The organism is Paenibacillus ihbetae, from assembly GCF_002741055.1.
In the GTDB taxonomy this organism is placed as follows: domain Bacteria; phylum Bacillota; class Bacilli; order Paenibacillales; family Paenibacillaceae; genus Paenibacillus_AQ; species Paenibacillus_AQ ihbetae.
The window spans coordinates 6,560,844-6,576,997 of sequence record NZ_CP016809.1 but is presented as its reverse complement, the minus strand read 5'-3'; the positions used below and the strand labels follow the sequence as shown (position 1 = coordinate 6,576,997).

Sequence of the window (16,154 nt, the reverse complement as noted above, 5' to 3'; positions counted from 1 at the left end):
CATGACCCCATCAATCCTGCTGCTTGTAAGTTCAACGATAACATCATGCTAGAGCGGATAAGAAGATACGTTAATCATATCGCTGATGTTCTTAAATAACATGTACCAAAATGCGTGATCGTCAAATTGATCGAACTTCCTGTTCCTTTACCTTTTATTTGCTAAAAACCTAAATAAACAGGGAAACCCCTTGCTGACCAAACCGCTTTTAAATATCAAAAAATAAACGATTCCGGTTTCGTGGAAACCAAGAATCGTTCATTTAAAGTTATGGCTCGTGTACAATTCCAATCTCGGTAGATTAATCCGATAATTACCGTTTGATTTTAGGAGTCCGTCACAAAACGGTTTGGCTTCCGCAGTCCCGCAAACCTTAAGGCAGGAAATTTACCCGAGCTTGCGGATTTCGTAAAGGCGGTAGAACATTTAGCGCTAATTATTTTGATGTCACACGATCGACTTTAGTTTCCCGGCGTGAAGTTAATTTTCATAGCTTGTGCCATTAACACCGGTAAATCTGTATTTTGATGCAGACCTCTAAAGAGATCAGCACCTGGACCAAATGCGTAGAGCGGAATATCAACACCTGTGTGATTATAGCTTGTCCATCCTATATTAGCCCGTTCCGAGATCACTTCATTGATGGCGATATCCGGTTTATCTGCGGATTTAATTTTTTGAACCTCTGCATCGGTAAGATCTAAAGTTGTATATTGTTTCACTACCTCTTTTACATTACTGCGGGTTGCATTCAACTTCGTTACCATAAAATCGCCGGTAGCCGTTACATTACGAAGGACTTCAAGTTTCACATCACCCTGACCATAGCCACCAACTGCCATACCGCCAGTATCATGGTCGCCTGCTACAACAATCAAGGTGTTTTTATCCTTCTTTGCAAATTCCAATGCTGCTTCCAATGCCTGCTCGAATGCTTCCGAATCTTTCATTGCCCACGCTGCATCATGATCATGGCCTGCCCAATCAATTTGGCTTCCTTCAACCATTAGGAAGAAACCGTCTTTATCCTTGTTAAGAACCTCCAATGCCGTTTCCGTCATTTCTCTAAGACTTGGCTGATTGGTCGTGTCACGATCCAATTCCGGTGCCATGGCATCTTCAGCAAACAAACCAATTACTTTATCAGACTTTTTAGCTTTACTTAAGTCTTTTTTGTTCGATATATACTGGTAGCCCTTTTCTCCCGCCTGATTTAGAAGTGATTCAGGGAAATACTTTTTACCTCCGCCCAGGATGACATCCACATCATTATCAATAAGTTGGGGTGCGATCCCCGCCTCATCCGCACGGGTGGCCACGTGTGATGCGAACACAGCTGGTGTCGCATGTGTAATCGTTGATGTTGCAACTAATCCAGACGCTTTACCTTCTTCTTCAGCGGTTTCAAGAATCGTTTTCAGCTCTTTACCTTCAGGAGAAGTACTGATCATTCCATTATTTGTTTTTACACCGGCCGCAAATGCTGTTCCGGCAGCGGCTGAATCGGTGATCTCAGAGTTTGCAGAATAGGTACGGTGCATACCAACCAGTATGGAGTCCAAAAGGGTTTCTTCACCCTTAAACCAACGGTAATTGGTTGCATAAGAAGCGGAAAAACCATCGGGAACCATGAAGATGACATTTTTAGCTTTTCCTTTATCATTTGGGTTCGCTTTCGCATGGGATAGCGGCAAATGGGTCCCGGCAAAAGTCCCTACCGCTATTACAGAAGCTGCAGCGATCATTGCTACATTTTTTTTGAGTTTGTTCACTATTTACCCTCCTTATAAATTAAGTCCAATTTAATATAACTCTTAAATATAAACTCAGTATTTTTGAAGTGTAAATTATTTTGACTGAACAATATTCAATTACAACTGGACACTTCCTCCAGGGAGACGAATATAATTTCTGTACCCTCAGTGTCACACTTAAGATCTGTAGACTTCTAGAAACCAAGAAGTCTACAGATCTTACAGTTGAATACGTCCGTCTTCCTTCCTCCATTCATTTAATTAAAAGAAATTCTAGGTTCTGCTGATTTTCACTGAATTTCCTGTTTCTTTTTCGTGTAATGGAACTCAATGACTGTACTCCCTTATTCCGTAAAAAAAGCACGCACCTATCGAAGATAATAGATGCGCGCTTCGCATTTAAGCCTCCCCGAATCCTCGTCCCACTCCGGCCGGACCGAGGGGCGAATGCCCCGAAGTGTGAATATGGGGTTATAGGATGTCAACGCCTTCTCGAGCCATTAGCACTAATTATTTAACTAGAGCGTATATATGAGTATCTCTTATCTGACTCTTATCTGCTGATAAATCATTACATCTTAAGGTTCCTTCTAATTGAAAGCCTAATCGTTCTGGAATCGCCTTACTCTTATAATTTAAAGTATCACAACGAATTTCTACTCTTCTTGCCTTCAACTCTGTAAAGGCAAAATTGGTAATTCCTGAACTGCTTCAGTCATATACCCTTTTCCGCTCATACGTGTATCAATCCAGTATCCGATTTCAAATTTACGTATCTCCCAATCTGGCTTATACAATCCAGATAAACCAATGAATTGTTCAGTTTCTTTATCAAATATCAAAAGTCTAAGATATTCTCTCTTAATAAACTTTACATGTTCTTCTCGTAGAATTTCTTCGATTGATTGTTCAGAATGTTCGTTCTGTGCAAAAAGCGAAAACCACTCCTTGAGCTCATTGATCGAGGATAATATACTCTCATACACTACCTTGCCATCACCAGGTAGAGGTGCTCTAATCAATAACCTTTCAGTGGTAAATTGGTTTGGAAAATCTATTAGTATTGGATTCATCCTATAGTCCCCTCTAATTTTATAAATATTTTTTTATCCGATATTGCGTTGATTTCTATAACGTCTTATCTACGAACTTCGTAAATAACTTCTTATGTAGAGTATTCGCGAAATCAACAAACTCCCCTGCCTGTTAGCTTAATAAAAGTTCAATGCTTATCTAATCGGTAATCGGCTTATATTTTTGTCCATTTCAGCAATCGGTACAAGTTCTTGTCCTTGGCTCTGGACTAGAACTTGTACCGATAAAACAAAAAAGCCGCTATTTTAGCGACTTTCAATGGGACCATGGTCTTGTCCCTCGACAATTTGGCGCACAACCATAAACTCTTTTCTTTCGAAACGGTTCTCTTCGTTGTTAGTAACTACACATTTTAGGACATCCTTTACCGATGGACCTTTTTTGAGTCAAGAATAAACATAGACGCATCGTGTCCCATGAATATTTTACTTCCTGTATAAAAAGTTTTGAATTGAATATCTCTGTAGCCGATTTCAGTCATTATGTTAGATAGCTCTTCTGGATTAAATCCGTTATGAACAATATCCGAAACTATTTTTTCATTTTTATTGAAATCTACGATTAGCAAATGTCCTCCTTCATTCAGAGCATCAAATAATCTTGATAAAACTAACTTAACATCATGAATGTGGAGTAGAACCTGAGCCATAAAAATATAGTCGGCATGTATATCCGATAAACTGTCCTTTTCAATATCAAAGCATAATGTATCTACATTTTGAATATTATAATTTGTTATTTTTTGCTTTATTTGATTAATCATATTTTGTGATGTATCCAGAAAAAGCATAGACTTAAACTCGTTTAACAAGTTCATTCCGACAAGACCAGTACCACACCCAAAATCAATCGCATTCTTGCTTTTAGTCTCAACCAAAAAATTACGGATGGCATCGGATGATACTTTTGCAATTTGGATTCGTTCAGGGGTGTCATACATATTAGCTATCATTTCAAACTTATCAGTATTTCCCATTGTATCTCTCCAATCAGCATGTAGTAAACAACCCTTAACCTTATAAAAACTTATTGAGGATACGATTCAATACCGTTTGAAAGTTGAAGATGCGTTTTACCCCGAAGGTTCACCCTAAACGACGACGGTCATCGTCGAGCAGACCGTTCGAGACTACATCACTTACTATAACTTAATTCGCATTCAAACGAAACTAAATCACCAGTCTCCGATTGATTCCGGCGACTGGCAGTTGTCCATTGTGAACAAGGACGGACTGAATGAAGCTAATGTCGAGCAGCACCGGCCACCCTTCCTTCTGCCCTAGGACCAGCGGATACACGAGGAGCAGCAGTCTTGCCAGCGACACGGGCCGCACCAAACCAGTCCATCCGCAAGCGGTCCGTATCCCTCGATTCCGGAACGAACGGGACCAGGCCAGTATCATCAATCCGTCATACCTTCGCAGGTTCACTCAACAAACGACAACTCCGATTACGAATCCATCATATCCCTTGCTGCCAACTGTTTGAATTGCAGTAGCGGTAATTCTAGGCTCTTCAGCCAAAAGATCATAAAACTCCCGTACTCCCTTAACACGCGCATCTTGATTGTTATCATTGACGACTTCACCGTCACGTATAACATTATCTCCGATTATGATGGTCCCACGACGTGAGAATTGAAGAGCCCACTTAAGATAACTGGGATTATTAGGCTTGTCGGCATCAATAAAAATGAAGTCAAAGGGCTCCACTCCCTCGTCTTTCATCTGCCCCAATTGCTCTAAAGCATCTCCTACCCGAAGCTCTACCATATCTTGGACGTTGGCCAGAGTAAGATTATCCCTAGCTACCTTCGCATGATGCGGGTCAAGCTCCAATGTGACGAGCTTCCCTTCTGGTGGCAACGCTCTCGCCATCCAGATGGTGCTATATCCCCCCAACGTACCGATCTCGAGAATCCGCTTAGCCCCTTGAATTTGTACAAGAATATTTAAGAATTTACCTTGAGTCGGACTAACATCAAAAGCCGGTAATCCCTCCTTTTGGTTCGTTTGCAAGACCTGATCGAGAACCTTATCCTGTTGATGCAGACGTTCCGTTATATACTGATCCACGTTCCCCCAGACGGTTGATTGATTCATATTAATCACGTCTCCTCTTCATTATCTAACCTTCTAAACACAGTGTATTTGATTTATAATCATAAGTATAATATATGTTATTTGATTACTCATAAATAAAATATATATATTAAAGGGAGCATTTTAGATGAATCTACATGCGCTGCGCTTGTTTCATGCTATCGCCAGTACTGGAAGTGTGACTCGTGCTTCAGAATTACTAAATATTAGTCAACCAGCTATAACCTCACAAATTAAAAAATTTGAAAAAGAATTGCATCTCACCTTGATCAAACCTCAAGGAAGAGGAGTAACACTAACAGATGCGGGTCAAGAAATCGCTTTGCTTGCAAAAAGGCTCTTTGCTGTAGAACAACAAATTGAACAATTTGCTTATGAGTATCGAAACGGTACAACCGGATGTGTCCGTTTAGCGGCTACATACTTACCCGCAAATTTCCTTATACCTACGTGGATAGCAAAATTCAAGCAACAGTTCGAACAAGTGGAAATGATGATAACTACAACGAATTCGAATGATGCTCTAAATAAGCTGCTGAATGTTGAAGTTGATGTCGCCATTTATGGGGGATTAGCGGAGGAGCACCCGGATTCAATACAGACAGAGGAGTTATTTCAGGACGAACTATGGTTTGTCGTAGCACCGAACCACCGATATGCAAATCAACATATCTCATTGTCAGACATGATGAAGGTACCCTTCGTCATGCGTGAAGAGGGAAGTTCAACAAGAGAGAGATTGCTATCCCTATGTCGCACATACAGTACCTCTGCACCTACTATTTCATTACAGTTCAATGGACTGCATGAAGCAATTACTGCAGTGATTGCAGGATATGGAGCTACCTTTGTCTCTTCATTAGTAGTACGCGATTTTGTAAAAAGAGGCGAACTATGTCGTGTTTTTGTCCAAGGAGTTCTTTTAAAAAATAAAATAGCAATCTGTTCCCGCAAAAATGAGCAATTATCTGCATCTACCATGAATTTTATTAACATGATCCGAGAATATCCGATTAGAAACGTACTCTCACCATGATTCAATTAGTCTAAGAAGCTCGACTCGTGACAAGAACTTGTACCGATAAAATAAAAAGCCGCTAAATTAGCGACTTTCAATGGGACTATGTTCTTGTCCCCCATCAACAATTAATTGAGCTAACGAGCAACAACCGACCTTTCAAAGAAAATATCCTATGATGCATGGATAGCCCCCCTTCTTGCCCCATAATGAAGATTCTCCTGAAAAAAGCTAGGGAGAGAAAACATCCCTAGCAAGTTAGGCTATAGGAATTTTTTCCATGCTTTATCAACGAAAACGACTAAAGAAATTTCGTATGTCGTTTGTCAACAAATCAGGAACCTCCATTGCGGCGAAGTGCCCTCCATGTTCAAACTCGGTCCAGTGTACGATATCATACTGTTGCTCGGCAAGACGGCGTACGGGCAAAGCCAAATCGTATGGAAAAACCGCTACGCCTAATGGTACTGGGCAGCTCACAGGACGCCCCTTTGATTGGGCACTTTCATAATAAAGACGGGCTGATGATCCAGCCGTGCCTGTGATCCAATAAAGCATTACGTTAGTAAGTAGCCGATCGATTCCTATGGGACATGCCGGATCAACCCATTCCATAAACTTCTCTGTGATCCAAGCTAGTTGACCAACAGGCGAGTCGCTCAATGCATAAGAAATAGTTTGCGGTCGGGTTGATTGAAGCACCATATAACCAGCAGGAGAAGTTACGTAACGTTTCAAATGTGCAATTCTATCCTGATCTTCCTTCGACAGATCACTAAGCTGATCATCTGGTTTTGGCATAACAAAAAGGTAGTTTAGATGTACACCACGGACATGATCTTTGTCTACCGCAGCTAAGATACGGGAGATGGCGGAACCAAAATCCCCTCCCTGTGCCCCATAATGGTCATAACCTAATCGTCGCATCAACTCTGCCCAGGCATGAGCGATCCGTTGTCCATTCCAACCACTATCAGGAGTGGGACCGGAAAAGCCGAAACCAGGAATCGATGGAATTACCACATGAAAAGCCTTAGCAGGGTCTTCACCATAAGATCGCGGATCGGTTAATGGGCCAATGATATCAAGAAATTCAACGATAGAACCCGGCCAACCATGGGTAAGAATAAGGGGAAATGCGTCCTTTTCGGGAGATCGAACATGCAGGAAATGTATATTGGTACCATCAATCCTTGTAGTGAATTGAGGATATTCATTTAACTGAGCTTCATGTTTACGCCAATCATATGAAGTACGCCAGTATTCCACTAACTCCTTCATATATCCAAGCGGAACACCGTCATTCCCTTCAACATCAGGTAGCTCAACTGGCCAACGTGTGCGACTTAGTCGTTCTTTCAGATCGTCAAGTTTTTGTTGGGGTATTGCAATCCGAAACGTTTGGATCGAATGATCAGAGTTTGTGCGGTTATGTTTTGAACTCATATCTGAAGAGCCTCCTAATACTAAGAAAATTATTTTATTGTTCACTGGGATAAACCCATACAGCGGCCATGCTTACAAAGACAAGAATTAAGTTGTACAAAAGAAAGGAAGATGTTTTAGAGTGCGATATAGGAAGAAGATTGGTTCACCCACCTGCCTCCACATACTCCATCTCTTACGAAAAGTTGAATTCGCTATTTTCATGGGGGAATGCGGTTAATTTTAATCATTTTGTCACTCACCTTTCGATTTTAGTTGATCATATTTCGCACGGGCGATCTCAATGGCATATGCAATATCTTCCTCGGTATTCAAGTAAATGGATACCCATCCTGAATCGGGATACATATGATGCGGGCTTGCTCTACCTTCTTTAATCCACCGATCACGTTCAGATTTTGACAGAAGAATGTCAAACAAGTGGTTGCCATGAAGATGGCCAATTTCCGTTTCGTTTAATCGAAATTCCACCCCTCCAAACCGATGGGGATGCTTTGTAACACCAGCCCAATTCAACAATTCTTCAGTCAAGTTAGTTCTCCCAAGCTTGTTCATCTCTCGTCCCCTCCTGCTCGTTCTCACTATTAATAAGGCTAACAAGTCACATCATTATCCGTGATACCTTTCCGTATTTTGTTCTTAAACTGTCATGACGTTTTTACCTCAAATTGACTAATAACCGTAGCTCACCCAACCGGCCCCGGCGGAACAACATCAGTAATCTGGCCAGGTAAAAACTAATGAAACACTTGCGAGCTGCTCTTTGCTTAGCAATGGGGAAACACACTTGACAAATGAATGCAAGTACTTACTTTCATATGATGCAAGAAAAAACTAGGGAGCCAGCGCCCTAGCAAAAAGATCAACGCTCCGCTCGATAAACATGTCGAGTGTAACGCCCGAGTTTGACGACTCTACCAAGTTGCTGCTGAACGCCCCCAAATTCATCCACATAAACGACATGGCCGTAATTTCCGGATCAATATGAGTAATCTTTCCATTTTTATGGAGCTTGGAGAAATAGTTCGTCAGCAGTCTCTTCAGGTGGGCCGGATGCTGCGAAGAATGCTTGTGTACTTCCTCGGGCAGCCGGCTGCCCCCCTTCTGAACGATAGCGAGCAGCTTCCGATTCCGGTTCATGATCGCATGGTATGTCCGAGCGATCATCAGCAGATCGGTACGTACGTCCCACGTCAGCCGCTCATTAAATAACTTCGTCATTTCGCCCGCGTAGTGGTAACGTTCGAACGCGGCGACGAGCAGCGCCTGTTTGCTGCCGAAGTGCCGAAAGAGCGTCACTTCATTGACTCCGGCCGCCGCGGCGATCTCCTTAGTCGTCGTCCCGTCATACCCCTGTTCAGCGATAAGGTCGATCGCCGCCAATATTAACTTGTCGCTGGTGCTCGCTGCTTGGTTCATCAATCAATCCAGTCCTTTTCATATGCAAGTACTTACTTGCATATATTATTTATCAATCGAATCGCGCTGTCAAGTCTTTAACGATCTTGCCTGTTGTCTTAATGAATTGCTGTAAACTTAGTTGGATATTTATCTAATCGCCATCGGTACAAGACCTTGTACCGATAAAACAAAAAAGCCGCTAAATTAACGACTTCCAATGGGCCAATGTTTTTGTCCTACCGACATGTAATTGTTTCACCAATTTGGATCATTGCCTCTACAGTCAGCACTAATAACGAGAATGTTACTAATAGCTTCCGGAACAAACGGGACCAGGCCAGTATCATCAATCCCTCCAAGATCGTCACCAAACGATTCAAGGTGGTTGATCACCTGATAACTAGATGTTGTTATACACTTTTTTAGGAATGAAAAGGCTAACGATAGCTAGTACAAGAGAAATTATGCTTAATATCAGTAACATCGACTTATCGCTTTCCATGGATGAAGGAGAGATTCCTGATGCTATTGCGTTAAGAAGAAAATAGAACTTGTGAGCGATAAACAACGCGCACGCAACTACAATAAAACAACAAAAAAGTTTAAATTTTATAGTGTTCAAAGTAGTCACCTCCCTATTAGAAATTCTACCTTCATCCCCTGCATTTTTAATTGGAATAGTTGACCCCGAATGTACTGGGTATGATGTAAACCTGAGCTAATTAAAAAAGAAGTTTTTCCATGATCATTACATCGATGAATTGACCATCCATTATACCCTGCTTCTCATAAACACCGACTTCCCGATACCCTGTTTTTCGATATAGACCTTGACCCTTTTCATTAAACGGAAAAGTGAACAGTACAATTTTATAAAAGTCATTCTCCCTAGCCACTTCTTCAACTGACTGCAAAAGAGTGCTTCCTACACCTTTTCCTCTAAACTGACGATCAATATATATCGATAAATCGGCTACCCCTTTATATGCACAGCGGTGTGAATATGGATTCAATGCTGCCCAGCCGATAACATTGTTATCTGCTTCAGCTACCAAAACAGCATATCTACCTTGATGATCGGAAAACCAATGTTCTATATAAGACCAATTCTTTGTCTCCGTTTCAAGTGTCGCGATCCGATCCTCGATTCCTTGATTGTAGATTTCTAAAATACGTGGAAGATCATCTGATGTTGCTATTCTGGTGATAAATGAACGCATAACACCCTCCGCTTTAGGGATTGATTGTGTACCCATGCCGTATCTCCATCAACATCAAACTCTTGAAGCTCATCAGCCATTTAGCTGAATAGCTTCGCAACCCATTTGGGCGGTGCATTCAACCACTTTGCGAACTGTTGTGAGGTGGCAGGACCGTAAGCATATAAGTAGTGTTTTACGACCTGGTTGAGTGCTGTGTGTCCATCCATGGGCTGAAATCCGAGCAGATGACGGTGCGGACTAATGTACGTGAATTTGCGGCCCCGGTTAGGTCCATAACACAGTGTTCCTCGAATACCAGCTATCGGCAAAGCTATACGCCATCTAGGCCACATCTCGCCAAACGCTGGCACAACCCGGTTGGCTGCCCAAGATCCTGCGGCGCCGATGACCGCTTCATCCAACTCGTCAGTAGTCATCTCTGTGTGGACTGCCGAGAGGACTTCGACAATCTCATCAATCTGTTCAAGTGTCAAATACTTACCCGGCCAAGTGTCTGCAAAATCCCTGCACTTCGAGCTTCCTTGATGTTCTAAATATTTACCTTATACCCTAAAGCCAGTTCATCTCCGGGAACCCCTCGGATTCCCCAATTGTGCTGCGGCGTTTCGAATATCGTAATCTCCACTTCCTGCGGAGCAATATGTAGCGTAAGCTCAATCCGTTCGAACAACAATCGAATCAGCTGTTTCTTGGCTTCCACGGTCCGCCCTTCAAATATGCTGATCTCGATCACCGTGTAATGATCCGTTCTCCCGTCAGGGAAGAAGAAATCCTCGCGACTCAAGGGGAAAAAACGATGGAATTTCTTATCCGCCGGAAGTTGAAAAACATCTACCACGCATGAATGTATCACCTCCGACAGCTGCTCCTTTATCGGGTTCAACCGCTCCCGTACGCCATAAATTTTGATCTGCGCCATTGCTCTGCTTATCTCCTCTCCTCTACTCTCCACCCTACCTCATCTATGCCAAGGTTACGCTACCTAATTATTTTTATTCGACCTTAGGCGAAACTAAACCTCTTATCCTCATTACAGATGTTGAACTAGGTATGCGAAACATTGTGCCGATCCCTGTTGTTTCCGGGTTCAATCCTCTTGTGCCCCCTATTAGATCAATGAACTTCGTAATACTACTGGTTGTCAATTCTTTTGATCAAATATCCGCTCACTTATGGCACTCAGAAAATGAGTCCATTGTTCCTGAAACTCCGGATCCTCGGGCAGCTTACCTGTCAGCATCTTCGTGACATCACCGAAAATCAGCGGATAAATGGTCAAAGACGATATGGCAAGTGTAAGAAATGCAGGGTCTAGATCTTTCGGGACATGACCCATCTCTTGCTTGCTTCTCATGTCGGCATTGTAGGATTGCAAAATTTGCTTTCTCTTTTGCTCTCCCATCAGGTTTCCAGGTCCAGGGAGTAACGACACTTCAGCGCAATTATTCGTCGAACCCTAGAATCATTTTGTCCAGAGGCGTGCCGGCAAGCACCATGGGGTACACGTTCTCATTGGTCGGGATAACGAACTCGACGAGCACAGGTCCTGTCGTCTGCAGCGCCTCAAGCCAGACCTCGGAGGCTTCAGCCTTGTTCGTTACCCTTAACCCCTTGATTCCGTAGGCTTCCGCAAGCTTCACGAAGTCCGGACTGCCGGACAGATCAATCTGGCTGTAGCGTCGTTCGTACATCAATTCTTGCTGCTGCTTAACCATGCCTAGTACCTGGTTGTTCAAGACCACGATCTTGACCGGAATCTGATGAATCGCGCAGATCGCCATCTCCTGCGCACACATTTGTATGCCCCCGTCGCCGTTGATCGAGATGACGAGACGATCTGGATTTCCAACTTTAGCGCCGATCGCGGCCGGTAAGCCAAAGCCCATCGTGCCAAGACCGCCCGACGTGATGAGCGAGCGAGGATGCTTGAAGCGGTAAAACTGCGCGGTCCACATTTGGTGCTGGCCTACATCGGTGGTGATGATCGCATCTCCTTGTGTCGTCTCGTTAATCATCTCGAGGACATATTGCGGTTTAATCGCGGTAACCGAATCGGTATATCGAAGCGGGTGCTGTATCTTATACTCTTGAAGCTGCTCGAGCCAGGTGTCCGTCCGGGCTGCTTTCGCCTTCGTGTTCGCATAAGCCAGCACGTTTTTAATATCGCCGATGCACGCGAGATCGGTCTTGACGTTCTTGCCGATTTCCGCCGGATCAATATCGATATGGGCGATACGTTTGGCCTGAGGCGCAAATCCGTCCAGTTTCATCGTAACCCGGTCATCGAAACGCGAGCCGATCGAAATAATGAGATCCGCATTCTGCACCGCCATGTTCGCCGCATATACGCCATGATGGCCGAGCATGCCCAGCCACATCTCGTCATTGCTCGGAAACCCGCCGAGGCCGAGCAGGGTCGTCGCGACCGGAATCCGGGTAGCGTGCACGAATTTGAGCAGCTCCTTCGAGGCGTTCGAATAGACTACGCCGCCGCCCGCGATAATAACCGGCTTGCGCGCTTCTGCAATCGCCTGAAGCAGCGCATCCATTTCGGCCGGGTTCGGTTCCGGGGCACCATGGTATCCGCGCAACTGAATCGTATCCGCTGGTCGATACACCATCCGCTGGTTGGTCACGTCTTTTGGAATATCGATCAAGACAGGACCTTTGCGGCCCGTATTTGCGATGTAGAACGCTTCATGAATGATGCGAGGAAGGTCTTGTACATCGCGAATCATGTAGCTGTGCTTCGTAATCGGCATCGTGATGCTATGAATGTCCGCTTCCTGAAAAGCATCCGTGCCCATTACTGTCGTAGATACATTCCCCGTTATAATAACAATCGGCACCGAATCCATATAAGCGGTTGCGATGCCGGTCACCAGATTTGTTGCTCCTGGACCAGATGTCGCGATGCATACCCCAACCTTCCCCGTCGACCTAGCATAGCCGTCCGCTGCATGGATTGCGCCTTGCTCGTGCCGGGTCAAGATATGCTTGAATTCTGGCTGATGTACCATCGCGTCGTAAATATAGAGCACATTTCCTCCCGGATAGCCGAATACGCACTCTACGCCTTCCTGCAGCAAGCCGCGTAAGAGTACCTCCGAACCGGTGATATATTCCTCTGATGACGTCGTTGTTTCATTTATCATTCCTAATTTCTGTTCCATTGGGCAGCCTCCTTAGTTAAAATAAAATCCCCTCTCCTCCTAATCAAGCTGACAACGGTCAGCTCTTACAGGGACGAAAGGGGATTTTTTCGCGGTACCACCCAAGTTCGCTGCATTCTCGCGAATGCAGCCTCATGAGGTAAGGCCGATGCCTTACCTGCGGCGCGTTAACGAGCACCATTCGGTTAAGCCTACTTTCGGGCACGGAATGAGACCAGCCGCTTTCGGTTAACAGCTCCGAGACGACACCATACAAAGGGTTAAGGCAAAGGTTTCAGCGTTTCCTCTGCTCTCTGGGCATAAGCGCCATTGTCGGCTTTCTCTTCATCGCCTGCTGGTATGAAATAAAATAACCCCTTCCATCCCAAGGCTCGAAGCAGCTGCTTGAAGCCTTGGGACGAAAGGGGAATGTTCGCGGTACCACCCAGGTTTACTGCAATCTCGCAATTGCAGTCTCATGCGGTAAAGCCGATGCTTTACCTGCAGCATGTTAACGGATACCAGGCCGGTTGATCCTACTTGCGGGCGTGATGTAACGCCTTCTACGTTCAGTCAACAGCTCCGAGACGACACTATACATGCGTTACGGCGGAGGTTTCAGCAATCCCTCTGCTCTCTGGACATAAACGCTATTGCATAGCCTTCTCTTCTTCGCTTTATTTGGATTTTTTTGATAATAACACAGACTCGATTTTTTTTCAAACCGAGTTGATACTAAGCTGCTTCATGTTTCAAATCAAAACGAAGGCACCATCACTAAATAGATACTTAGCTAATCGGTAATCGGATCTCCACAACCAAATAGTTATATCCTTTATTTTATTCCCCGTATATCAGCAGGAATCCTTCAACCTATCACGCCAGTCAAACCAAGGTCAATAATTTTTTTTTGAAAATGATCATTTTCATTCAATATGACCTTATTTTATTGTTTTCCACCATATTTTCATGTCCGTTGTAAAGAAAAGCCGATGCCGAAATTACTGCAGATGTACAAAAAAAACAATCTCCGTTACATTAATTTTCAATAACTCGACACATTTTGAAACCAAGGAGAAGGAGGTGATGAGGTTTTTGATTAAAACTGAAGTTCAACAACCACTGCAAGAAAAGCCGACAGCCGCCCGCTCCCTCTCCCGTGCCAGAACGCTCTGGAAGAACTGGGAGCTGTATCTGCTCATCCTCCCTGTTGTGGTATATTACATTATTTTTCATTATGTACCCATGTATGGAGTGCAGATCGCTTTTAAAGACTTCATCGCATCAAAAGGGATTACCGACAGTCCTTGGGTTGGCTTAAAGCATTTTGAACGCTTTTTTGACAGCTACTATTTTGAAAGACTGATTATGAATACCCTGGAGATTGGTCTTTATGAGCTAGCGGTAGGCTTTCCAGTGCCTATTCTGTTGGCACTCATGATCAACGAGGTGAGAAGTAAGCGTTTTAAAAAGACCATACAAACCGTCACCTATGCACCCCACTTTTTGTCTACCGTCGTGCTTGTCGGTATGTTGTTTATCTTCCTGGATCCGAATTCCGGGATGATTAATACGATGATCCGACTGTTCGGCGGTGACCCGGTTGCCTTTATGACTCAACCCGGATGGTTCAAGACCATTTATGTCTTTTCAGGCGTCTGGCAGTCCATGGGCTGGAGTTCCATCATTTATTTAGCCGCATTGACCAGCATCGATCCCCAGCTTCATGAAGCTGCCAAGGTAGACGGCGCCTCACGGTTAAAACGAGTCTGGCACATCAACCTGCCCGGCATTATGCCTACTATTATCATTTTGCTTATTATGAACGTCGGCTCCATTATGGCTGTAGGGTTTGAGAAAGTCTTTCTTATGCAAAATGATCTTAACCGGGACAGCTCCGATGTTATTGCGACATATGTATACCGAAGCGGAATTTTAGGCGCCCAGTACAGCTTCTCTGCTGCCATCGGACTATTTAATTCGATTATTAATTTCATTTTGCTCGTTACGGTCAACTTCATATCCAAAAAGGTGGGACAAACAAGCCTATGGTAAAGGAATCTGCGGGCGACCGCCTCTTTGACATCATCAACTATATTCTCCTGGCCATCGTACTGACCATTGTCCTGTACCCTCTCATCTTTGTGGCTGTGGCGTCTATCAGCAATCCGGCTGCCGTGGTCAAAGGAGAAGTATGGCTTCTTCCAAAGGAAATAAACTTCACCGGTTATGAAAAAGTATTTGCGAACAAGGAAATTCTGAATGGTTATATGAACACCATTCTCTATACCGTTGCAGGCACGATCGTGAATGTTGGAATGACCATTTTGGCTGCCTATCCCCTGTCGCGAAAAGATTTTCGCGGGCGGAATATCTTCACTGCGCTTTTTGTTTTCACCATGTTCTTTAGCGGCGGTTTAATTCCAACTTATCTGATCGTTAAGGACCTTGGGATGACCAACACGATGTGGGCACTGATCATCCCTAATGCGGTGGCTGTCTGGAATATCATTATTATGCGCACCTTCTTCCAGCAGAGCATTCCATTTGAAATCCAGGAATCGGCCCAAATGGACGGCTGCGGTAACCTCAAAATTTTGCTGAAAATCATCCTACCTCTCTCGATGCCGATTTTGGCTGTCATGACCCTTTTTTACAGTGTTGCTCACTGGAACTCCTTCTTCAGTGCATTAATCTATTTGACTGAGAGGGACAAATACCCGCTCCAGCTTTTTCTTAGAGAAATTCTAATACAGAGCAACATGCAGGATATGATTCAGACAAGTGAGGAGTCGCTTGCCAAAACGATTATGGAGGCGGAGTCAATCAAATACGCGCTCGTTATTGTAGCCAATCTGCCCATATTGATGCTGTATCCATTTCTTCAGCGCTATTTTGTTAAAGGCATGGTCATCGGAGCGATCAAAGGCTAAACCTATATTCATATATTAAGGGGGCGTATT

General features: G+C 44.0%; 13 protein-coding genes and 2 pseudogenes. 4 read left to right on the top strand and 11 right to left on the bottom strand.

What is annotated here, in order from left to right; all coding sequences use genetic code 11:
- Positions 1 to 461: 461 nt before the first annotated feature.
- The 3 genes and pseudogenes from BBD41_RS29600 to BBD41_RS29590 all read right to left on the bottom strand — a co-directional run bounded on the left by BBD41_RS29600 (position 462) and on the right by BBD41_RS29590 (position 3,825).
- Positions 462 to 1,775, bottom strand: coding sequence for an alkaline phosphatase (locus tag BBD41_RS29600; protein ID WP_237087138.1), 1,314 nt, complete (start codon positions 1,773 to 1,775; stop codon positions 462 to 464).
- A 489-nt stretch (positions 1,776 to 2,264) separates the two neighbouring features.
- A pseudogene (locus BBD41_RS29595) lies at positions 2,265 to 2,827 on the bottom strand (GNAT family N-acetyltransferase).
- Positions 2,828 to 3,213: 386 nt separating this feature from the next.
- Positions 3,214 to 3,825, bottom strand: coding sequence for a class I SAM-dependent methyltransferase (locus tag BBD41_RS29590; RefSeq protein ID WP_099480363.1), 612 nt, complete (start codon positions 3,823 to 3,825; stop codon positions 3,214 to 3,216).
- Positions 3,826 to 3,943: 118 nt separating this feature from the next.
- Between BBD41_RS29590 and BBD41_RS30425 the strand changes: the two are divergent.
- Positions 3,944 to 4,089 (top strand): annotated as a pseudogene (locus tag BBD41_RS30425) (IS3 family transposase); the annotation flags it as partial.
- A gap of 190 nt (positions 4,090 to 4,279) precedes the next feature.
- Here BBD41_RS30425 and BBD41_RS29585 read toward each other — a convergent pair.
- Complete coding sequence (locus tag BBD41_RS29585) at positions 4,280 to 4,951, bottom strand: O-methyltransferase (protein ID WP_077566343.1); 672 nt, start codon at positions 4,949 to 4,951, stop codon at positions 4,280 to 4,282.
- 127 nt (positions 4,952 to 5,078) lie between these two features.
- On the opposite strand from BBD41_RS29585, the gene BBD41_RS29580 reads away from it, so the two are divergent.
- The gene (locus BBD41_RS29580; protein ID WP_099480361.1) at positions 5,079 to 5,987 is read left to right on the top strand and encodes a LysR family transcriptional regulator; all 909 of its coding nucleotides are present in this window, start codon (positions 5,079 to 5,081) and stop codon (positions 5,985 to 5,987) included.
- 270 nt (positions 5,988 to 6,257) lie between these two features.
- On the opposite strand, the gene BBD41_RS29575 is transcribed toward BBD41_RS29580, so the two are convergent.
- The 7 genes from BBD41_RS29575 to ilvB form a co-directional block, all read right to left on the bottom strand.
- Positions 6,258 to 7,415: an epoxide hydrolase family protein gene (locus tag BBD41_RS29575; RefSeq protein WP_099480359.1), complete on the bottom strand. Its 1,158-nt coding sequence runs from the start codon at positions 7,413 to 7,415 to the stop codon at positions 6,258 to 6,260.
- A gap of 234 nt (positions 7,416 to 7,649) precedes the next feature.
- Positions 7,650 to 7,970 carry a luciferase domain-containing protein gene (locus tag BBD41_RS29570; protein ID WP_099480357.1) on the bottom strand — a complete coding sequence of 107 codons (321 nt, stop codon included), beginning with the start codon at positions 7,968 to 7,970 and terminating at the stop codon, positions 7,650 to 7,652.
- A 279-nt stretch (positions 7,971 to 8,249) separates the two neighbouring features.
- Positions 8,250 to 8,834, bottom strand: coding sequence for a TetR/AcrR family transcriptional regulator (locus tag BBD41_RS29565; protein ID WP_189636019.1), 585 nt, complete (start codon positions 8,832 to 8,834; stop codon positions 8,250 to 8,252).
- A 704-nt stretch (positions 8,835 to 9,538) separates the two neighbouring features.
- Entirely contained in the window at positions 9,539 to 10,036 is a 498-nt protein-coding gene (locus BBD41_RS29555; RefSeq protein WP_099480863.1) for an arsinothricin resistance N-acetyltransferase ArsN1 family A, read from the bottom strand.
- 80 nt (positions 10,037 to 10,116) lie between these two features.
- The gene (locus BBD41_RS30745; protein ID WP_099480353.1) at positions 10,117 to 10,512 is read right to left on the bottom strand and encodes a DNA glycosylase AlkZ-like family protein; all 396 of its coding nucleotides are present in this window, start codon (positions 10,510 to 10,512) and stop codon (positions 10,117 to 10,119) included.
- Between the two features lie 56 nt (positions 10,513 to 10,568).
- A complete protein-coding gene (locus tag BBD41_RS29545; protein WP_077566350.1) occupies positions 10,569 to 10,958 on the bottom strand; it encodes a tautomerase family protein in 390 nt (129 codons plus the stop codon).
- Positions 10,959 to 11,481: 523 nt separating this feature from the next.
- Positions 11,482 to 13,212, bottom strand: a complete 1,731-nt coding sequence (ilvB, locus tag BBD41_RS29535; RefSeq protein WP_099480349.1) for a biosynthetic-type acetolactate synthase large subunit — start codon at positions 13,210 to 13,212, stop codon at positions 11,482 to 11,484.
- A 1,065-nt stretch (positions 13,213 to 14,277) separates the two neighbouring features.
- Here ilvB and BBD41_RS29530 point away from each other — a divergent pair.
- On the top strand, positions 14,278 to 15,246 hold the full coding sequence (locus BBD41_RS29530; RefSeq protein WP_099480347.1) for an ABC transporter permease: 969 nt from the start codon (positions 14,278 to 14,280) through the stop codon (positions 15,244 to 15,246).
- Positions 15,240 to 16,124 carry a carbohydrate ABC transporter permease gene (locus tag BBD41_RS29525; RefSeq protein ID WP_099480345.1) on the top strand — a complete coding sequence of 295 codons (885 nt, stop codon included), beginning with the start codon at positions 15,240 to 15,242 and terminating at the stop codon, positions 16,122 to 16,124. The genes BBD41_RS29530 and BBD41_RS29525 overlap by 7 nt, the downstream gene beginning before the upstream one ends.
- The last annotated feature ends 30 nt before the right edge of the window (positions 16,125 to 16,154 follow it).